Source organism: Streptomyces sp. NPDC002742 (genome assembly GCF_042888885.1).
Lineage (GTDB): Bacteria > Actinomycetota > Actinomycetes > Streptomycetales > Streptomycetaceae > Streptomyces.
Window position 1 is genome coordinate 177626 of sequence record NZ_JBIAQF010000003.1, and the last position, 20066, is coordinate 197691.

Annotated in this window: 19 protein-coding genes; 6 read left to right on the plus strand and 13 right to left on the minus strand. The window is 69.0% G+C overall.

The annotated features are described in order from the left end of the window. Window positions 1-8 precede the first annotated feature (8 nt). The gene (locus ACFYW8_RS06095) at window positions 9-1337 is read right to left on the minus strand and encodes an SGNH/GDSL hydrolase family protein (RefSeq protein ID WP_389068444.1); all 1329 of its coding nucleotides are present in this window, start codon (window positions 1335-1337) and stop codon (window positions 9-11) included. A gap of 228 nt (window positions 1338-1565) precedes the next feature. Here ACFYW8_RS06095 and ACFYW8_RS06100 point away from each other — a divergent pair, with 228 nt between their 5' ends. The 3 genes from ACFYW8_RS06100 (at window position 1566) to ACFYW8_RS06110 (ending at window position 4033) form a co-directional block, all read left to right on the plus strand. After that, a complete protein-coding gene (locus ACFYW8_RS06100; protein WP_389068446.1) occupies window positions 1566-2939 on the plus strand; it encodes a DUF445 domain-containing protein in 1374 nt (457 codons plus the stop codon). 151 nt (window positions 2940-3090) lie between these two features. Next, on the plus strand, window positions 3091-3609 hold the full coding sequence (locus ACFYW8_RS06105) for a hypothetical protein (RefSeq protein WP_389068447.1): 519 nt from the start codon (window positions 3091-3093) through the stop codon (window positions 3607-3609). Window positions 3610-3673: 64 nt separating this feature from the next. Continuing rightward, complete coding sequence (locus tag ACFYW8_RS06110; protein ID WP_389068450.1) at window positions 3674-4033, plus strand: VOC family protein; 360 nt, start codon at window positions 3674-3676, stop codon at window positions 4031-4033. A gap of 91 nt (window positions 4034-4124) precedes the next feature. Here ACFYW8_RS06110 and ACFYW8_RS06115 read toward each other — a convergent pair whose 3' ends face one another. Next, window positions 4125-5072 (minus strand): zinc-binding alcohol dehydrogenase family protein, encoded by a 948-nt coding sequence (locus ACFYW8_RS06115; RefSeq protein ID WP_389068453.1) that lies wholly within the window; start codon window positions 5070-5072, stop codon window positions 4125-4127. 104 nt (window positions 5073-5176) lie between these two features. On the opposite strand from ACFYW8_RS06115, the gene ACFYW8_RS06120 reads away from it, so the two are divergent. Continuing rightward, window positions 5177-5638: a MarR family winged helix-turn-helix transcriptional regulator gene (locus ACFYW8_RS06120; RefSeq protein WP_389068456.1), complete on the plus strand. Its 462-nt coding sequence runs from the start codon at window positions 5177-5179 to the stop codon at window positions 5636-5638. A 235-nt stretch (window positions 5639-5873) separates the two neighbouring features. On the opposite strand, the gene ACFYW8_RS06125 is transcribed toward ACFYW8_RS06120, so the two are convergent. The 7 genes from ACFYW8_RS06125 to ACFYW8_RS06155 form a co-directional block, all read right to left on the minus strand. Further along, complete coding sequence (locus ACFYW8_RS06125) at window positions 5874-7229, minus strand: sensor histidine kinase (protein ID WP_389068458.1); 1356 nt, start codon at window positions 7227-7229, stop codon at window positions 5874-5876. Continuing rightward, complete coding sequence (locus tag ACFYW8_RS06130) at window positions 7226-7900, minus strand: response regulator transcription factor (RefSeq protein WP_365870170.1); 675 nt, start codon at window positions 7898-7900, stop codon at window positions 7226-7228. The genes ACFYW8_RS06125 and ACFYW8_RS06130 overlap by 4 nt, the downstream gene beginning before the upstream one ends. A gap of 231 nt (window positions 7901-8131) precedes the next feature. Beyond that, window positions 8132-8971, minus strand: a complete 840-nt coding sequence (locus tag ACFYW8_RS06135) for a hypothetical protein (protein ID WP_389068463.1) — start codon at window positions 8969-8971, stop codon at window positions 8132-8134. Between the two features lie 283 nt (window positions 8972-9254). Then, complete coding sequence (locus tag ACFYW8_RS06140) at window positions 9255-9557, minus strand: hypothetical protein (protein WP_365870168.1); 303 nt, start codon at window positions 9555-9557, stop codon at window positions 9255-9257. A 49-nt stretch (window positions 9558-9606) separates the two neighbouring features. After that, window positions 9607-10152, minus strand: a complete 546-nt coding sequence (locus ACFYW8_RS06145; RefSeq protein WP_389068467.1) for a hypothetical protein — start codon at window positions 10150-10152, stop codon at window positions 9607-9609. 256 nt (window positions 10153-10408) lie between these two features. Beyond that, complete coding sequence (locus tag ACFYW8_RS06150) at window positions 10409-10609, minus strand: DUF397 domain-containing protein (protein ID WP_389068471.1); 201 nt, start codon at window positions 10607-10609, stop codon at window positions 10409-10411. Next, a complete protein-coding gene (locus ACFYW8_RS06155; protein ID WP_389068816.1) occupies window positions 10606-11454 on the minus strand; it encodes a helix-turn-helix domain-containing protein in 849 nt (282 codons plus the stop codon). Before ACFYW8_RS06155 ends, ACFYW8_RS06150 begins: the two co-directional genes overlap by 4 nt. Window positions 11455-11671: 217 nt before the next feature. Between ACFYW8_RS06155 and ACFYW8_RS06160 the strand changes: the two genes are divergently transcribed. Continuing rightward, window positions 11672-12343, plus strand: a complete 672-nt coding sequence (locus ACFYW8_RS06160) for an ATP-binding protein (protein WP_389068818.1) — start codon at window positions 11672-11674, stop codon at window positions 12341-12343. 358 nt (window positions 12344-12701) lie between these two features. Here ACFYW8_RS06160 and ACFYW8_RS06165 read toward each other — a convergent pair whose 3' ends face one another. The 3 genes from ACFYW8_RS06165 to ACFYW8_RS06175 form a co-directional block, all read right to left on the minus strand. Next, entirely contained in the window at window positions 12702-14456 is a 1755-nt protein-coding gene (locus ACFYW8_RS06165) for a DUF262 domain-containing protein (protein WP_389068474.1), read from the minus strand. A 176-nt stretch (window positions 14457-14632) separates the two neighbouring features. Next, window positions 14633-15649 (minus strand): SEC-C domain-containing protein, encoded by a 1017-nt coding sequence (locus tag ACFYW8_RS06170; RefSeq protein ID WP_389068477.1) that lies wholly within the window; start codon window positions 15647-15649, stop codon window positions 14633-14635. A gap of 161 nt (window positions 15650-15810) precedes the next feature. Further along, complete coding sequence (locus ACFYW8_RS06175; protein WP_389068480.1) at window positions 15811-17286, minus strand: beta-1,6-galactanase; 1476 nt, start codon at window positions 17284-17286, stop codon at window positions 15811-15813. Window positions 17287-17639: 353 nt separating this feature from the next. Between ACFYW8_RS06175 and ACFYW8_RS06180 the strand changes: the two genes are divergently transcribed. Next, window positions 17640-18461, plus strand: coding sequence for a class E sortase (locus tag ACFYW8_RS06180; protein ID WP_389068483.1), 822 nt, complete (start codon window positions 17640-17642; stop codon window positions 18459-18461). Between the two features lie 122 nt (window positions 18462-18583). Here the strand turns inward: ACFYW8_RS06180 and ACFYW8_RS06185 are convergent, their stop codons facing one another. Further along, a complete protein-coding gene (locus ACFYW8_RS06185; RefSeq protein WP_389068486.1) occupies window positions 18584-20050 on the minus strand; it encodes an MFS transporter in 1467 nt (488 codons plus the stop codon). Between the last annotated feature and the right edge of the window lie 16 nt (window positions 20051-20066).

Genomic DNA, 20066 nt, shown 5'->3' on the forward strand with positions numbered 1-20066 from the left:
GGCTTCGGTCACAGTTCGGCCGGAGCCGAGCCCGACAGGTCCTTCAGCTCGAACACGTCGGCCATCCGGCGGAACCCCCTGTCGCTGGGGTGCAGGTGGTCGCCCGAGTCGTAGTCGGCCCGCAGCCGGCGGGGGTCGTACGGGTCCCGCAGCGCCACGTCGAAGTCGACGAAGGCGTCGTACACCTTCCCGGCCCGGATCTCCGCGTTCACGGCCTGGCGCACGGCGTCCCGCGCGTCCGTGTACCCGCGGTGCCCCTGGAAGGGCATCAAAGTGGCGCCGACCACCCGCAGCCCATGGGCGTGCGCCCGGCGCACCAGGATCCGCAGGCCGTCGGTGACGGAGCGCGGGTCGACCTGGTTCGGGTTGCGCAGGATGTCGTTGACGCCGAGGTCGATGACGACGGCCCTGACGTTCGTCCGGTCGAGTACGTCGCGTCCGAACCGGCTCAGCCCGCTGGGGCTGTCGGCCGGCCCGCCCGAGCTCTCGGCGAGGACCTGGTTCCCGCTGATGCCCTGGTTGACGACGCTGTAGCGGGGCGTGTCGCCGGATCCGGCCGACGCGTGCAGCCGCTCCGAAAGGACGTCCGTCCAGCGGCGGTTGGCCCCCACGGTGGAGGTGACGCCGTCGGTGAGCGAGTCGCCGAGGACGACGACGGTGCCCGTGGCCTCGTCGCTCAGCACGTCGAGCGCGGTCAGGTAGCGCCAGTACGAGCTCCGTCCGGTGTACGGGGTGGCGCTCACGTCCTGTGTGCGGTCGCCGGTGGCCACGTACGAGATCTGCCGGGCGCGCGGGTGGTAGGTGACCGGACCGGACGGGGCCGGCGAGTACGTCGTCACGAGGACGTCCGCGCCGTGCGGGATACGGACGCGAACGGCGTCGCTCCTGACCTGTCCACCGGACGGGATCACGACCGTCGTGGCTCCGCCGAAGGTGAGGCGGCGCATGGTGTCGGGCGTGGCGGCGGCGGTGTTCGCGGTCGCGGCGACGGCGATCGTGGCGTGCGTGACCACCAGCGGCTGCTGCCCGTAGAGATTGGACAGCGTGATGCGGGCACTCGTGCCCCCGACGGCCGCGTGGACGACGTTGCGCACGGAGCGGCCCGCCAGCCCGCTCGACTCCGTGCCGGGCTCGGGTCCGGCCGGGGAGGCCGACCAGGCGCCGACCCAGGTGCCGGTGGAGGCGGGGGCGGCGTTCTGCGATGTGCGGCCACCGGCGACGTCGGCCCTCGCGCCGCTGCCGCCGCCGGCCTCGACACCGAGGTAGATGGCTGTGGAAAGGACCACGACCACGGTGAGGACCGCGGCGAGCAGGCCATGGCCGTGACGCTTGGTCATGCGGTGCGTTTCTCCTCGAACGAGGGAGCCCCGGGCTCCGGTGCGATCCCACCCATGATGGGTCATGCGGGGGAAGAGCTCCGACGCGCCCCCTAGGGGGACCCCTGGTCGATTCCCCGTCCGAACAGACGCCGGGAACTCCTGTGTCGTTCCAGGAGTCGGTCAGGAAGAGAGGGAGAAAGGGACAATGTGCACGGGGCGCGACAGGCCTGCGAACGGGTGGAGCGAATGGAACGCACGAATTCGGGTGAAGCGGACGGCACGGAGCAGCATGCCCGTCCCGGCACCGCCACGAACGCGGTGAACGCCGCTCCGGCCGCCGGACCGCCGGGCCGGGCGATGAACACCTTCAGCCCCGCCGACGAGGAGAAGCGGCGCGGAGTGCGCCGGATGAAGGCGACCGCCACCGGCCTGCTGCTCTTCGTCGCCCTCGTCTACGTGCTGGCCAAATGGGCCTCGCACGAAGGCGCGGGTGCCTGGGCCGGCTATGTCGCGGCGGCCGCCGAGGCGGGCATGGTCGGCGCGCTGGCCGACTGGTTCGCGGTCACGGCCCTGTTCAGGCACCCGCTCGGCCTGCCCATCCCGCACACCGCGATCATCCCCAAGAAGAAGGACCAGCTCGGCGTCTCGCTGGGTGAGTTCGTCGGCGAGAACTTCCTCTCCGAGGAGGTCGTCCGGCAGCGGCTGCGCGCGGTGGGCATCGGCAGCAGGCTGGGAGCCTGGCTCGCCGATCCGGACCACGCGGACCGGGTCACGGCCGAACTGGCCGCCGCGCTCAGAGGCGCGCTGACCGTCCTCAGGGACTCCGACGTCCAGGCCGTGGTCGGAGAGGCGATCACCCGTCGCGCCGACGCCCAGGAGATCGCCCCCGGCATAGGGAAGATGCTGGAGAGGATCGTCGCGGACGGCGGTCACAGACGGTTCGTCGACCTCGTGGTCACCCGTGCCCACGACTGGCTGGTGTTCCACGACGAGCAGGTGATGGACGCGGTCCAGGGCGGCGCGCCCGGCTGGACGCCCCGTTTCGTCGACAAGAAGGTCGGCGAGCGCGTCTACAAGGAACTGCTCCGCTTCGTCACCGAGATGCGCGACTCCCCGTCCCACCCGGCCCGCGGCGCGCTCGACCGGTTCCTCACCGACTTCGCCTCCGACCTCCAGTCGGACACCGACACCCGCGCGCGCGTGGAGCGCCTCAAGGGCGAGGTGCTGGGCCGCGGCGAGGTCCAGGACCTGATCGCCTCCGCGTGGACGGCCGTACGGTCGATGATCGTGTCCGCGGCCGAGGACGAGCGCAGCGAACTGCGGCTGCGGGTGCGCGCCTCGCTGCTGTCCCTGGGGTCCCGGATGGCCACCGAACCCAAGCTCCAGGCCAAGGTCGACAGCTGGGTGGAGGGCGCCGCGGTGTACGTCGTGACGACGTACCGCAAGGAGATCACCTCGCTCATCACGGACACGGTCGCGGGCTGGGACGCCGAGCACACGACCAGGAAGATCGAGGCGAACATCGGCCGTGACCTGCAGTTCATCCGGATCAACGGCACGGTGGTCGGCTCACTGGCCGGACTGCTGATCTACGTGGTGTCGCGCGCGCTGGGGGCATGATCGGCCGGGGCGGGAATCCGGGTGGGTTCACGTCATGCGCTTCCGTAGGGTGCCGGGCTGTCCCGGTTCCAAGTGGCCTTTTCCGGGCGGGCAGGCCGTCTGAGTACGCGTACTCTGTCGCGCCGCCGCCGGGCGCGGAATTCTCGTACGCATGACCGAGAAGCTGCTCCGTCCTCTGCGAACGCGCCCCTGGCCGGAACGCTGGCTGACGCGTGTGCTCGGCGCCGCCCTGTCCTGCGCGGCGTACCTCGTCTGCCTGCCCTGGGATCTGCGCAACCGCCCCGAGACGCCGGGGTCGGCCGTGGAGACCACCCCGGTGACCGGAACGGGTCTCCTCGCCCTCGCCGCGATCCTTGGGCTCCTGGCCGTCCACTTCGGCCTCCGGGACGCGCTGGCCTGGCCGTTGCTCCTGGTCGCGGCGCCTCCGGCGATCCTGCTCCACATGTCGCTGCGGACCCATCCCGCCGCTCCGGACGGCTTCGCCGACGTGTGGCCGCTGACGTGGGCGGCCGTCACACTGCTGGGCGCTGCCGCCGTGCTGGTCGTTGCCTCGGTGGCACGGCAGTTCAGGGCAGACTTGGCGGACGCCATGGAAGAGGAGTGGGCCTGGGCGGCCGACACCGAGGTGCCGGTCCACCGATCGCGACGGGCATGGGCCCACGGCCGGTGACGCGAACCGCCCCGGTCCGGGACGAGACCGGCTCACCGTCCGTGGGCCACGAGGAGGCAGCGCCATGACCATCCGCAGGATCGTCCCGGACATCCGGATCGGGTCCGAGAAGGACATGGCGACGAACCGGGACTTCTACGGCCTCCTCGGCTTCGAGGAGGTCATGAACCAGGGCTGGGTCATGACGCTCGCCTCCCCGTCCAACCCCACCGCGCAGATCAGTTTCCTCACCGAGGAACGCACCGCCCCCGTCGTCCCGGACCTGAGCGTGGAGGTCGAGGACGTCGACGCCGTGTACGCGCGGGTGACCGCGTCGGGTGCGGAGGTCCTGCGGGAGCTGCACGACGAGGAGTGGGGCGTACGACGGTTCTTCGTACGGGACCCGAACGGGCGGGTGGTGAATGTGCTGGGGCACGGGAGGTGAGGGCGCGCCCGGGGTGGGGCGAGGTGGTCTTGCCCCACCCCGGCTGCGTCATCGTGTGAGCCGCCTCGTGGTCGGCGCCCTGTGCGTGTTGTCAGGCGACGCGGAGGACGCTCTTGCCCTGAGTCGTGCCCTCGGCGAGGTGCCGTACGGCCGTGGCCAGGTCCCCGAGGGCGTACTCGGCGGTGATGTCCATGCGGACCTTGCCCTCGGCGACGAGGCCGAGCGCGCGGCGGGCACTGTCGGCGAGCCGCTCGGGGTGGGTCCGGCTGAGCAGGTTGCTGTTGTAGGTCAGCAGTGACTTGCCGTGCGTGAGGAGGTCGTTGGTGTCGGCGCGGACGGGTTCGTACGTGGCGAGGTTGCCGTATGCCACCAGCCGGCCGTGTGGTGCGAGCTGTTCGAGGCCGGTGGCGCGCGTCGAGCCGCCGACCGGGTCGAGGACGACGTCGGGCTTCTCGTCGCCGAGCCCGGCCGGGAACTCCTTGCGAAGCAGCAGCCGGTCATACCCGAACCGTGCGGCGTAGTCGGCCCTGTCGGCGGTGCCGACCACACCGATGATCCGGCCCGCTCCGGCCAGCCGGGCGAACTGGGCCGCGAGGGTGCCCACCGAGCCGGCGGCGGCGTGGATCAGCACGGTCTCGCCGGGCCGCACGTGCGCGGCGGTGTTGATCAGGTCGTAGGCGGTCGGTGCGCCCCACCCGAGACCCGCGGCCGTCCTCAGCGGCATGCCGCCGATGTCGAACGTGAGCTGGGCGGGCGCCAGGACCACCTCGGCGTAGGCGCCCGAGGCGGTCAGCGCGGTGACGGGCGTACCGACACGGCGCGCGTCGACGCCCGCGCCGACCCCGACGATGTGCCCGGACGGCTCGAACCCGGGGACGAAGGGACGCGGTACCGCGAAGTGGCCGTCCCTGACCATCGTGTCGCCCCACTGGATCCCGGCGTAGGCCACACGGATCGCCACCTGGCCGGGACCGGGGGCGGGCTCGTCGAGTTCGGCGACCCGGTAACGGTCATCGGTGTCGAGAACGACAGCCTTCATGGTTACAGCCTCCTGCGTTGACTCAGTATCCTTATAGTCGAGAACGTAGGTGTATAAGGTTCCTGAGTCAACCCATGAACCTGTTAATGGAGTGAGGGTGCGCGGTGGAAATCCCGATCGAGAACGACCTGTGCTCCCGGATCAGGCGGTCGGAGCAGGCGTTGATGGCGCACCACGAGGCGGTACTGCGCGCCTATGGGCTGACCATGACGCAGTACACCGTGCTGCTGGTCATCTCGCGTGAAGGCGGAATGTCCGGCGCCCAGCTGGCCCGCTCCTGCGGGGTGACGCAGCAGAGCATGAGCAGCGTGCTGACCAACATGGAGAACAAGGAACTCATCCGGCGCGAGACGTCCCCCGTGCACGCCAAGGTGCAGATCGCCACCCTCACCGCTGAGGGCCAGACGCTGCTGGACCGCGCCTACCAGGAGGTGATCATCCTTGAGCGCGCGCTCACCGACGCGTTCACGCCCTCCGAACACACCGCACTCTGCGAACTCCTGGAACGCGCCACCACCGTCCTGATCCAGCAGACGCGCCGCGCGACAGCCCCGCCCACCGCCTGAGCTCACCGCCTGGGCCCGCCGTCTGAGCTCACCGCCTGAGCCCGCCGTCTGAACTCACCGACTGAGCCCACCGCCTGAGCCCACGGCCAGACTTCACCGCCTGAGCCCACCGCCACGGTGTGGTGTGCCGACCGCCGGCTCAAGGCCGACGCGACCAAGCCCTGGCGGCACCGGTTCCGGACCTGACCTCCCGCGGCGGGACCGCGGGCCGCCGACCTCCCGCGTACGCGAGAGGTCAGGGCGCGGCCGGGAGGGAGAGTCTCATGCGCAGACCCCGGTCCAGGGGTTCGGTGGCCACGGTGCCGCCGTGGGTCTCCGCGACCTGCTTGACGATCGCGAGCCCGAGGCCGGACCCGGGAAGGGACCGGGCGGTCGGCGAACGGTAGAAGCGGTCGAACACGAAGGGCAGGTCGGCCGCGGGGATGCCCGGCCCCTCGTCGGTGACCGTGACCGTACCGTCGGGGAACACCGCGACCAGGACCTGACCGCCCGCCGGACTCCACTTGACGGCGTTGTCGACGAGGTTGCCCACGGCGCGCTCCAGGGCGTCGGGGTCGGCGTGCACCATGCACGCGCCGAGATCGGTACGCAGCGTCACCTGAGGGCTGCGGCGGGCGGTGCGGGCCACCACCCGCTCGGTGAGCAGATCGAGGCGGGTGTCCTCGGTGTGGGCGTCCTGCTGCCCGAACCGGGCAAGTTCCACCAGGTTGTTGACCAGGGACCGGAGCTCCTCGGCCTGAGCGCGGGCCTGTTCGACCAGGGCGGGGGCCTGCGGATCGGCCACACCGGGGCCCTCGCTCAGCAGCTCCAGATTGGTGGTGATGCTGGTCAGCGGGGTGCGCAGCTCGTGCGAGGCGTCGGCGACCAGCTGCCGCTGCGCTCGTACCGACTCCTCCACGGCCGTCATCATCGCGGCGAAGGAGCCTGCCAGCCTGGCGATCTCGTCGCGTCCCCGTACGTCGATCCGGGCCGTGAGGTCCTGGGTGGCCGTGATGTGCTCGACCGTCTCGGTGAGCCGCCGTACGGGGCGGAGCACCCGGCCCGCCACGAGCCGCGCGCCGAGGACGGCCAGCAGGGTGCCGCAGGCCGTGATCACGATCAGCATGACGGCGAGCGGGCCGAGCGTGGAGTCGACCACGGACTGCGGTATCAACGAGCGGACGAGCGCCCCGTTCCAGCTGGCCAACGGCGCTGTGTAGACCCGGTAGTTCACTCCCTTGAACGTGGCGTCCTGGAAATAGGCCGGGGACGCGCCCCGGGCGACCTGGACATCTTTCGCGGTGACGGGGATGAAGTCGCCCTCGGTACCGGAGGTGACCGGCGGGACGATGAACTGAAGCTGTGTGGAGCCGACGGTGACCGGTGAGGTCGGCGCCGCCAGAGGCGTGCCCTCCCGCTCCAACGCCTGCATCTTGGTCCTGAACCCCGCCAGCAGCTTGGAGGCGTCCTTGTCCGCGGCGGTGATCAGTACGGAATCGTGCTGGTGGTGCAGACCGGCGCTGAGCGACGGGTAGATGATCAGCGAGGCGAGCAGCAGGGCCGCGCAGACCACGGCGCCCCCGGCCAGCGCCACCCGGTTGCTCAGGGTCACGGCTCCTCCCGCAGTACGTATCCGAGTCCGCGCACGGTCTGGAGCAGCCGGGGTTCGCCGCCCGCCTCCAGTTTCGCTCGCAGATAACTGACGTAGACCCAGAGCGCGTTGGAGGAGGGCCCGAAGTCGTATCCCCACACCGACTCGAAGATGAGCGAACGGCTGAGCACGCGCTGCGGGTTGCGCAGGAACAGCTCCAGGAGGGCGTACTCGGTGCGGGTGAGTTCCAGCGTCCGCCCGCCGCGCCGGGCCCGGCAGGCCGCCACGTCCAGTTCCAGGTCGGCGAAGCGGACGACTTCCTCCTGAGCGGCGCCGCTGCGCCGGAGCAGGGCGCGGATCCGTGCCCGCAACTCGTCCAGGGCGAACGGCTTGACCAGGTAGTCGTCGGCGCCCGCGTCCAGCCCGGCGACCCGGTCCTCGACGAGGTCCCGGGCGGTCAGCATGAGGATCGGCACACGGTCGCCCCGGGCCCGGATCCGGCGGCACACCTCCAGGCCGTTGGGCTCGGGCATGAGCACGTCCAGGATGACGGCGTCGGGCCGACTGCCTCCGAGCGCCGCCAGAGCCGCTGTCCCGTCGCTCGCCTCCGCCACCTCGTGGCCATCCCGGACCAGAGCCCGGGAGAGCGCGAGGCGTACCGCGTCGTCATCGTCCACCACCAGCACACGCATGGGGGTAATCGTCCTGTTCGGGGGCCGGATCGGATAGGGGCAGGGGCAGGGGCAGGGGTGAGGGCTGTCCGGGAGGCGGGGACGGACAGGGTGGGACGAATGGGTGAGCGAGGGTGGCCGGGGCGGCAAGGGTGGTCGGCCCGGGGGCGCCGGACCGACCGTCATGCTGCTGGATGAGCCGGCCCGACCGTCACCTGCCGGACCAGCCGGACCGACCGTAACGCTGCCGGATCAGCCCTTCAGGGACTGTTCCTTGGCGATCGCGGCCTGCTTGGTCGCGGACAGTGCCTTCTCGAACTGCGCGGGGGTGACGCCGAGCCGCTTGGCGATGGCCGCGAACTCCGTGCCTCCGGTGTCGACACCGCCCACCCGGTCGGAGAGCGCGAACAGCTCCTTGACCGCTCGCTCCGCGGCGGCCGTGCTCACTCCGAGACGATGGGCGACGCCCAGGGCGACGCTCCGCACGTCGGCGGGGTTGTCCGGTCCTTGGTGCTTGATGACGGGCCTGTCGCGCCCGGGCTTGCCCTTGCCCTTGCCGTCGTCCTTGCCTTTGTCCGCACCCTTGCCCTTGCCCTCACCGGGCTTTCCTGGGCCCTGCTGCTCACCGATGGCCTGCTTGGTCGCGGACAGTGCCTTCTCGAACTGCGCGGGGGTGACGCCGAGCCGCTTGGCGATGGCCGCGAACTCGGGGCTCCTCGGGTCGACGCCGCCGTGCCGGTCCGCCAGCGCGAACAACTCCTTGACGGCTTGCCGCGCCGACGCCGGGCTCACCCCGAGCCGCGCGGCGACCCCCTTCGCGAAGGCCTCCACAAGCCGGCCCTGATCCTCCGTCGGCTTGCCCTTGCCATGGTCCTTGCGATGGTCCTTGCCGTTCGCCTTGGCGGCCGCGACCGCCTTGGCCTTGGCGGCCTCGGCCCCGTCGACGGCAGTGGTCGTGGTCGGCTTCCCACCGGGCGACGGGGTCGAGGACGCGGCTGCCGACCCGGTCAGACAGATCGCCGCGGTGGCCGCGGCCGCCACGGCGGTCCACCGTGCCCTGCTCTTCATGCGTGACGTGCGTGGCATTGGCATCCGTGCTCTCCTTCGCGCTCGCGGGCGTCGGCGGCTGCCGTCACCCACGGCCGAGAAGACCATGCGGAACTCAAGGGAACTGTCACGAAAGCTTAGGCGGACCTTAGAGCCCGTCCGCCGCTCCGGCCGGCGGGCCGCTTCCGGGCGCACCCCGCGCGGCCCGTACTCCTCGTACCCCTCTGGCCGCCGCGCTGCCGTGCCGCCTGGCTGCTCCCCGGGGCCGGCCGTTCGCGGCTCAGGCGTGCTGGCCGTTCGCAGCTCAGGCGTGCCGGTCGTTCGTCGCTCAGGCGTGCCGGTCGGCGACGGCCCAGGAGGCGAGGGCCACGGCACCGGCGACGCCGAAGACGGCGGGCCAGGCGCCCACCTTCTTGGCCAGCGGATGCGACCCGGCGAAGGCGGCGACGTACGCGGCGGTCAGCGCCCCCGCGGCCTTCCCGCCGGCCTGCTGCTTCCACTGCCGCGCGGCGACGGCCCCGGCGCCGGCCAGCACGACCCCGCCGAGCTGCCGCTTCTTGCTCCAACGGGCGACGCCGTACCCACCGACAAGCCCCCCGGCGGCCACTACCGCGGCCGGTACCTTCGCCATTGCTGCCTCCTACCGCTGCCCCATACCAGTTCAGGGATGCTCCCCGAGGCTAACGCCCCGGCTCAGCCCGGCGGGCCTGCCCCCTGGTTCGCAGCTCGGCCGCATAACCTGCGGAGATGACGAAACCGGTACCGGCGAGGGCGAAGCCCAGGGCGGCGGGGTTCACATAGCCGGGAACGTCGCCGTTGTCGTAGCGCCCGCCGTCACTCGTCTCGCACACGAACCGCAGCGGTACGTAGCTCACGGAATAGTCGACGATGCCGATCCCTTCTTTCTGCCGCTCCCACCACCCAGACGTGCGACAGGACTGGGGCGGCGCGGAGTTGGTCCCGCCGTCCTCCGCCGTCATGAGTGCGCCGACGATGATCAGCAGTCCCCATGCGTACAGCCCGGCGGCGACAGCGCCCGCGAGCGCACCGAGCGCGCGCAGTACTGGGACCGGCCCCCCGCGCCGGACGCCGTGCCGGGCCAGGGCGCTGCAGCCGTACCCGGCGAGTCCAAAGGCGGTGACGACCGCGATGACGACGAACAGCAGGTTCAGCAACCACATTGCGGCCCCCGGTCGGTTGAACAGCGAGTCCGCCGAGTCCAGCACGCCCGTCCCCGATCACCTGTGGCGGAGCCCATAGTTCCGGCAACAGGGGTGTCACAGTCCGACCTCAGCTCGCGCCGGCGACCGGCAGAACCCTCCGTCGCCCGGCACCACATGCCCCGAACTCCCTGCGGGAACGTCAAGTTGGCGCACGCTGACCACTCATCGCACCTCGCCGCCGAGACGGCATCCGAGTCGCCTGTCTCGACCGCGCCCCTGGGGGAGAGAGTCGAGGGCGAGAGAGTGTCGCCGTCTCTCGTCAGCCCGTCGATGTCGTGAGGAACTTGCGCCATGGCTCGGCGGACACCTTGAGATGAGGGCCGCCCGGCACTTTAGAATCCCGCACCAGCACACCTGTGGGTACGAAGGCGGCCTCCACGCACTCACCTCCCGCACCGTTGCTGTACGACGAGGTGAACCACGCCGGGTCGCCGGGGTTCGTGGACTCCGAGATGCTCACTGTGCGTATTCCTTCAGGACGGACTTGATCAGTAGGGCGGAACGCTGAGGACTCAAGGCTGCGGCTCGTAGCCCGTCGAACGCCCTTGTGTACTCCCGAACATGATGCTCTCCCTCCAGATAGACAGCGTCGGTGATGCCGTCCCGATACACCAGGTCCGGTGCTTCCTGTGCCGGAAAGCCCAGCATGGTGAAAGAACCCGTGACCGGATAGGTGCCCGAGTCGAACGGAAGGACCTGCAGAGTCACGGTCGGCAACTCGGCTGATTCCAAGATGCGTTCGAGCTGGCTTCGCATCAGCGCCCGATCCCCGATGATGTGGCGCAGCGCGGCTTCGTTCACGATGAACCAGGCGTCGGGGGCTTCGACTTGCGACAACATGGTCTGGCGCTCCGCACGCACCCGTACGGCCCTGTCGATGTCCTCGGCGGACATGTGGGCGCCGGTCGTGTGGAGTTCGCGGATGTACGGCTCGATCTGCATCAGGCCCGGGATCAACTCGCATTGGTACTGGCGAAACGTGGACGCGTCCTGCTCCAGGCCGATGTAGATGTTGAACCACTCGGGCACCCCGGCGCCGTGCACTTGCCACCAGCCGCGCGTATTTGCCTGCCGGGCCAGTGACTTGAGGAACTCGCGAAGCTCGTCGGTGGTGGCGTAGAAGCGGCACAGCGCGTCGATGTCGGACGGTTGGACTCTGCCGGTCCCCGTCTCCATCCGGTTCACCTTGGACCCACTCCAGTCCAAGGACTCGCCGACCTGCGCGCACGTCAGTGCGCTGCTCTCGCGGAGCTTCTTCAGCTCGATCGAGAGACGACGACGGCGCGCCGTCGGTGAACCAGCCATCTCAACCATCCCTTGAACAGTGGGTGTTCAGTCTTGCGCCAAGGCCTGTTCCTGCCAATCACTCTTAAGTGGGAATCCCGTCCTGCACATTGCACGACGGGATGGGCGCACGCCACTCTGATCCAGGACGCAACTCATCGTGAGGATGCGTGACGCTCCGCTGGCCATGCGGAGATGGCATGCGACGAGAGGGGTCTTCGTGATCCAGGAAGCGTGTATGTCACGGAAGCCGTGGGAACTGGACTTCACCGCGGAACCCGAGGAAGTGGCCGCCTTGCGCCGCATCATGCGGTTGCACTTGGGGGGCTGGGGCCTGCACGAGGTCACCGACGCGGCCCAACTCTGTGTGAGCGAGTTGGTGTCCAACATCATCACGCACGTCGGCGCGGGAACCCCGGCCACGCTCGCGGTCTCGATGAACGGCACCCGTCTGCGTATCGAGGTTCATGACCCAGACGCTCGCGCCTTGCCAACGCTTGTCGAGGCGGGAGTCGATTCCGAAAGTGGGCGGGGTATGGCGCTCGTCGACGCCGTCGCCGACCGCTGGGGTGTGCTGCTCCACCCGGACCGAAAAACCACGTGGTGCGAGCTGTCCACCCAGCTGAGCTCATCCGACGGCCATAGCGGCGGCGATCGCGTGGCAAGAGCCGCAGCGATGCTCGGTCTTTACGGTGTGACGCAACTGTCCCGGGTGACGGCTCCGAGCACGTTAGGTGCGGCCGTAGAGGAGGAAGCGGTCATCGGTGTTATCGCGGACCTCCTCCACTGGCTCCAAGCGCATGGCCGTGACGTGGACGAGGTGCTGGACCGGGCGCAGGTGAAGTTTGAAGCCGAGCTGGGGATGGGTTGGGATGGCGAATTAATCTCAGCCCGGAGTGTGGCCGAGTAGTGAGAATTCGGCCACCGAAGCGCTCAGCCCCCAGAGCGGATCGCCTATAGGTGTTGGCCTGTTCATATTTCGCCCCGCCCCATACCTACAACAACGACCCCGGATAATGGGCGGTCACGTGATCGCCCGGACAGGCCCTAGCGGACAGACTGTTGCCCTCGATATGCTACGCCAGCTGTGTTGGAGCTCTATAGGTGCCAAATTCGCAAGCCGAGGTCTTATTTGGGCTACGTCTCGGGATAAGGCCTCGACCTGACGGTGAAACTGCTCCGGTTCAGCAGTGTGGTCGTTCGGCATCCGTCGAATGCACGGTCAAGCTGGAGTGGCTAGAGTACATAAAGGAAACGCCGGGTGCAGGTTATGTTCCTGATTCGCCGGTGACCGATTCGATGGCTCTAACGACCAGATTCTTGCGAGAGAGAAGGAACGCGCCATAATTATCGTTCCGCAGCGGGGAATTCTGGTCTCCGGGCAGCAAGTGTGACTGCAGAATACCGGCTACTTCTTCTTCCCCCAAAGCGTCTTCCATGGTAGCGAGGTACTCTGACGGGGCACGTTTGCCAATGCTTTGGTTGGTCCTCTTGTCGATCAATGCTCGATTGAGAATTAGCTCGGGATTGCCTGGGTCGCCTATTTCTTCAAGATATTTCTTGGGGAAGATATGGTGAGCGTCAATGCTCTCTTCGAGGATCTTTTCTGGTGTCAAATTTGAACCCGAATGAAAATCGCGTGCCCCGCTGCTCAGTGTCAACGCCATTACGCCTTTGTATAGGGCTTGCAAGTTGGTTCGGGCCGAGTCTAGGACTTCGCCGGTGAAAGTGAACCCCTCTACGGCTTCAGGGATCCTTTCGCCGTTATTGAGCCAAGAGGTGAGGTCCATGAAGTCCTTGCCTGCTTGGCTGTTACCGCCTTGGTCGTAATTTCTAGAAAAAACGGAACACCAGAAGAAGCGGCGAATCTTTCGAAGGGCTGCGCCACTCTCTACTGATCGCTTAGTTTCAAGTACATGCCACACCGCCGACAAGGGGACGAGAATCATAGAATACGGAAGCCACTTTGGGGCGAGTACTCCACATTCATCGCGAAGGAAGGTTAGTGCGCGTGCAGCTCCTTGGGCGACTTGATCCCAGTGTTTTTCAAATTCTTGGGGTGTCAGCTCCAAGACGTCACTGCGTTGCGCAGAAGCCGACTTGGTTCCCCGCGCACCCTTGAATTTTTCAGCCGTCGCTCGAAGTGAAACAGCCTGAAGTAGATAGTAGGCATCAACTTCGAAAGATCCTAGGATCGGGTGTTTGTGTTGCACCCTTTCCCAATCTCTTCGAAGGTCAACGCCGGCTGGCCAAAAGCGGGCGGCCAAAAGCTCAAACACGCTGAGCTTGACACCTGTTCGGTTTAGCGTCTCGAATATGCGACACACCGCATCAAGAGGTGTCGCTTCTGGTAGTTCAACCACCGGGAATCGATAATTTCCAATCGGCCGCAGGTATTTTCTCACCAACTCTCTTACCTCGCTGCGAATGGCTTTCCAGTTCTCGCCTTCTATGGCGTCTTCCATTACATCAAGCCATTCCTCGATTCGGTCAGACTCGATTAGTGATAGCGGGAAGAGTGACTGCTTGATCTCTTCTGATGCGTCAGGCGGAGGGCGCCTGCGTAGCGACCTGGCGTTGATCTCTCGATAAACGATCACGTCGTCGAGGCGGCTCGCGTCCAGAAGGCCTGGAGAATCAGAGTCGAGCGAGCCTAGAAGCTTGAGATCGACGAAGAATCTTTGCGGCCCCGTGCCCGTGAGGGCTTGAAATATCGATGTCAGTCTCTGCTGTCCGTCAAGGACCAGAGTGGCGGACTCTTTGAGTAGGACGCCGTCGAACCCTTCGAAGGGCCGTCGTTTAATCTGCGGCGTCTTCTGTTCCCAGAAGAGAAGGGTTCCTGCTGGATAGCGGGCAACTATGGAGACGAGGAGCTTTTGTGTATCGGCCGGATCCCAAACGAAACTTCGCTGGAAATCCGGTATGGCGAGTCGACCTCGCTTCATATCGTCCATCAGCTCTTTAATTGATGGAGTATCCGGAGTCGACATTTGCTTTGACGAGTGCTGCTCCTGCCAGACCATTGGCCCCCCTCTGGGCGTCGCGGCTGTGTGCGTCAGACCATCATACTGACAGACCGCCAAACCGATTCGCGGTCGGAGCTGTGGTCGGCCTGCAATATTTTTTCTATCGTCAGCACGGCAAGAGCATCCGAAACAGCGACTTCCTGTATCGGATGCCTACTTGAGTGAGACGTTTTCTACTGGGTGACCCCGTGACACTCCCCATAAGCCGCCCCCGACCCACACCAGCACTCGCTCGTCCGCTGCGGCGGCCAAGCCACCGCCAGCCCCCGTGCCGCCAGTGTCGTCGCGTACTGGGGGAGGAGGGTGGCGTCCGACGGGGACGCGGCCTCCGAGGCGGCGAAGGCCTCGTAGGACGGGACTGTGGCGGTGACGATGCCGAGGTTCGGGGTGCCGGACATGGCCAGTTCGCGCAGGGACGCCTCTATCGTCGCGAGGTGCTCCTCGTGGGAGGGGTACTCGCTGGTGAGGTCCGGGTACGCGGCGGTGAGTTCCGCGAGTTCGGGGGCCGACCAGTGCAGGACCGCCACCGGGAACGGGCGGGAGAGGGCCTCGCGGTAGGTGCTCAGTTCCGCCTGGAGGCGGCTGATCTCGGCCTGGAGTTCCGCGGGGTTGTCCGAGCCCAGGGACCAGATCCGCTTGGGGTCGTGGAGTTCGTCCAGGGAGATCGCGGACGAGTGCAGGGTGTCGGCCAGGGCGTCCCACTCGTCGTGGGCCGCGCCCAGCATCCGGCGCACGCGGTGGCGGCCGAAGAGGAGCGGGAGTGTGGCGTACGGGGGCTCGGGCACGTCCGTCAGGAGCAGGACCGTTCCCTGCGTGAACGTGTCCTGCGCCGCTTCCAGTTCGTCGTGCGACTCCAGGGCCTCGGCCACGATCACCCAGGGGGCCGGGTCGCGGGGGGCCGCTGCCCTGACTCCGTCGATGATCGCTCGGGCCTCGGCCTCGTGGTCGTACTCCCACAGGTTCGACGCCTTGAGGGCGCGTACCAGATACGGCTTCTCCAGGGGAGTGTCCGAGGCGAGCAGGCGGTCGTAGAGAGTGGTGGCGCCGGGGCGGTCGCCGGCCAGTTCGAGGTGGGCCGCGGCCTGCAGGAGCAGGTGCTCGGCGTCCTCCGGATACAGGCCGGCGGTCCGCTCCAGGCGAGCCGCTTCGGCGGTGTGGTCGACGTTCTCGGCAGGCGTGTCGGGGCGCATGGGGGACACCGTACTGCCGTCGGGCCGCCGAGGAGAGAGACCTGCAGGCCAGAGACGCGGGAGTCCCTGACGGCATGTTCCGGAGCGCCCCGTTGAGCCGTCGCGCGCCCGGTGGACCGTCGGGCGCGGCGGTTCGCGCCGCCGCGCCCCTCAGGCCCGTCTCAGACCACCACCCCGTCCACCTGCAACGTCTGTACCGCCCCGGCCGCGAACGGCACCGCGAGGGATTTGCCGCCGAGGTAGGTGTCCGAGTGGGACGTGTAGAGGTCGCCGCCGCCGGACGTCAGGGTGTTCCAGCGGGGGACCAGTCCGCCCGTGCCGCCGGAGACCGTGGTGAAGCGGGAGAGGTCGAAGGTCAGGGTCTGGGCGGACGTCGCCTTGTTGGCCGCGACGACCACCAGGCGCTTGGCCGTCGCGTCGTACGCCGCCGCCGCGTAGTCCACGCCGGTGTCCACGATCGTCATTCCCGGGCGGATGTGGCGGCTGAACTGGGCCATCACGTAGAGCTTCGTCTCGACCGCGCCGGCCGTCAGGGTGCTCGCGTCGTACTTGACCATGCCCCAGCCCGCCGTGGGGTCCATCACCTGCCAGTAGACCCAGGCGGTCGGGTGCAGCCAGCGGAAGTCGAGGAGGAGGTTGCTCGCCAGGGTGAGGCCGGTGCCGTCGCCGTCGCCGTACTCGGAGTTCCACAGCGCCTTGCCGGACGACGTCACGGCATCCGTGTAGAGGAGGTCCCGTCGGCCGCCCGAACCCTGGTAGCCGTGCACGTTGACCCGGTTGACCAGGCCCTTGGTCGTCGAGCTGAAGGAGCCCCACGTCGTACGGGCCAGGTCGTAGCTCGTCTCGTCCGACGCGGAGATCTTGGTGGACGTCAAGCCCCGGGCGTTCAACTCGCTGCGCAGATACGGAAGTACGGCCGACTGGACGGACGCGTCCATGTGGCAGCCCTCCTGGGTGCCGGTGGACGTCCACCAGCTGGAGGAGGGCTCGTTGAACGCCTCCACGGTGGCGAAGTTCACGCCCCAGTTCGTCTTCGCGTAGAGGGCCACCGCCGCGAGGTGGGAGGCGTGCTGGCGGTAGTTCCAGGACTGGAGGTTGTTGCCGCCGCCCGAGGCGCCCGACGGATTGTGGTTCAGGCACATCCACCACATCGGGGAGTTGGCGAACAGCTCGCTCGTCGCGCCGCGCGCCGTCGCCTTGGTGAGGGCGGCGCGCTGGGTGGCGTCCGCCGTCCACTTCCAGGCCGAGGACGTCGGGTCCTCGTTGTTCCAGTCCTGCCAGTAGCCCTCGATCTGCTTGAAGGAGGGGATGTTGGCGGACGCGGTCATGCTCTCGCCGCCCACGGTGTTCCAGCTGCACGCGCCGAGGTTGTAGCGGGCGATGGTCATACCCAGACCGGGGCGCGAAGCGCCGTTGTACGTAGTCGACTTGGTGGTGAAGAAGAGGTCGGCGAAGTCGTCGCGGGCGCCGAAGACGTTGGCCCACCACGCCAGTGAGGTGCCCCACCCCTCCCATTTCCCGTACGTCGTGGCGGGGTTGACCGCGATCGTCGCGTCGGCGCGGGCGGTGCCCGTCGCCAGGGCGCCGCCGAGGACCGTACCGCCCGCGGCGGCCAGAAGTGTTCTGCGTCGGATCATGGCTGGCTTCTCCGTCCGTCTCGGCACAACTCCCGTTCTTCTCAATGGAGTTGGCCGTCGATGTCGACTCGACTTCGAACTCGGTCGCCGGCTCGTCCCCACCGGCGCTTGCCCGTTCCGCTGATGCCATCAGGAAGCATCGGGTGTGGCGCGTGGGGTTGTCGAGGGTTGTGACAGCCCTTTCTAAAACCAGTGGAGGAAGCCCCGGTCGGCGCGATCGGCGGCACACCCGGTGGGTGAGCTGTCGGTGCGCTGCCGGAGCGCCGAGGGGCATCGGTGCGTACGGAAGCCGCGCGGGGCTGGCGAGTTGGCGGGGCGGCGCTTATCGTGCGCCCGGCGAAGGGGGCGTACGGATGCGGGCTCCGGAGGTCGTGCACCACGGCACGCGGCGACGGCGGGCCGCGTACCGGCGCGCGGTCTGGAGCGGTGCCGAGGTGCTCGTCACCGTCGGAGTGGTGCTGCTCCTCCTGGTCGCGCACCAGCTGTGGTGGACCAACCGGCAGGCGCAGCACGGCGCGGAGCGCAAGGTGCAGGCGTTGGAGCGGGAGTGGGGGACCCCGGTCCATGGGAGCGCCGCCCCGGACGCGGGCACCGTCGACGGCGCGAGCGGCGGTGGCGGCACCGGGGGGACCGGCGAGGGCGGGTCCGATGCCGGGGGCGCCGGAGATTCCGCCGGACAACCCTCCCCGTCGGGTGCCAACGGCGGTCAGGTGCACCCCCGTTGGTCCCAGGCCTACGCCGTCCTCAGTATTCCCCGGCTCTCCCTCCGGGTGCCCGTCGCCGAGGGCGTCAGCAAGGCGGGCGTCCTCAACAAGGGGTACGTCGGCCACTACAAGGGCACCCAACAGCCGGGGCAGGCCGGGAACTTCGCTCTCGCCGGACACCGGAACACGCACGGGGAGCCGTTCCGGTACCTCCCGAGGCTCCGGCGCGGTGACACGATCACCGTCGAGACGAAGGCCGCCGTCTACACGTACACCGTCGACCGGACGCTTCCGCGGACGTCCGCGCGGGACGGCGGGGTGATCCGCCCGGTGCCGCGCAGCACCGTCCGGCCGTCGTACGGGTACACGCAGCCCGGGTACTACATCACGCTCACCACGTGCACCCCCGACTACACCTCCCGGTACCGCATGGCGGTGTGGGGGAAGCTCACCGCCATGCGGCTCCGCTGACTCGGGCCCGGCTCAGGCCCCGCTGACGCGGGCCCGGCTCGATCCCGATCCCCATTGACGCCTGCTCGGCTCGGGCCCCGCTCACGCCGGGAACCCCTTGCCGTGCCGTCGCCCCCGCGGGCTCACGCCCGGTCCCGCAGGACCAGGACGCTCGCCGCCGCCAGTGCGGCGAGCACCGCCGAGACGATGATCGCGATGTCCGCGCCGCGCGCCGGGCCGCCGGAGGAGGTGACCAGGGCGATCGTGAGGGCGACCCCGGCGCACGACCCGATGTAGCGGAAGGTCTGCTGGGCGCCGGAGCCCATCGCGGCGCGCGTCGCGGGCACGGACTCGACGGCGAGCAGCGGCAGCGCCGCGTTGAGCAGGCCGCTGCCCACCCCGGAGATCACGAAGCCCGGGAGCAGCCGGAGCCACGAGCCGGCGCCGATCGCGCCCAGCATCGTCAGAACGCCGGCCGCGTGCAGCGCGAAACCGAGGGCGAGCTGATGACGGTGCGAGACCCGGCCGGCGAGACGGCGGGCCTGGAGGGCGACCGTGAAGGAGAGGCCGGACCACAGCAGGAACAGCCACGCGGTGTCCATGGCGGACAGTCCGAGCGTTCGCTGGAGCAGCGCGGGAAGGAAGCTGAACAGGCCGATCACCGCGAGGCCCATGAAAAGCCCGCTCGCCGACGAGGCGAGGAAACGGCGGTGCCGGAGCAGTCCGAGGTCGATCATGGGCGTCCCGGTACGGCGTTCGACGGCGACGAACACGGCCATCAGGACGAGGAACGCCGCCAGCAGCAGCCCCACCGGCGCGCGCAGCCAGCCGTCGCGGCCGAGCGTCAGCGCGGCCACCAGCGACACCAGCGCGAGTCCGAAGGTCAGCGCCCCGGCGAGGTCGGGCCGGCCGCCGCGGGGTGCGCGGGACTCGGTCAGGGCGCGGGTTCCGAGGAGGGCGACGAGCAGGGCGGCGGCGCCCAGGACGGCGTACGCCATCCGCCAGTTCCAGCCCGCGATGGCCCCCGCGAGGAGCGGGCCCGCCGCGATGCCGCCGCTGACGAACGCGCCCCACACCCCCGTCGCGTGCAGTCGCCCGCGCGGGGTCGGGAAGGCGTGCACGATCAGCCCCAGGCTGCTCGCGAGGATCGCCGCGCTCGCGGCGCCCTGCGCGACGCGGGTCAGGGTGAACAGCCAGGTCGAGCCCGCGAGGGCGCCCAGGGCGGTGGTGATACCGAGGGCGACCGTGCCGGCCAGGAAGATCCGGCGGCGGCCGTAGTCGTCCGCGAGGCTGCCCGCGACGAGGAGCAGCGCGGCCAGGCCCAGCGGGGTGCCGTTGAGCAGCCAGGCCTGGGCGGAGACCGAGGTGTGCAGCGCGGCCGCGGTGTCGGGGAGCGTGACCATCGGCGCCGTGTACGTCATCAGGGCCACGGCGGTGGCGGCACTGGTCAGGGCGAGGGTCGGGGTGGCCCGCGGGGTGCTCTCCGCCGGGGAGGCCGAGGAACGGGCGTCGGCCGAACCGGAGGGTGAGGCCGACGTCACCGTGGCCCCGGAGGGTGTGGTGGCGTGCGCGGGCTGCGTGCTGGTGTCGGTCCGGTCGAGCCGGGTCATGGCCTGCCCTTCACTT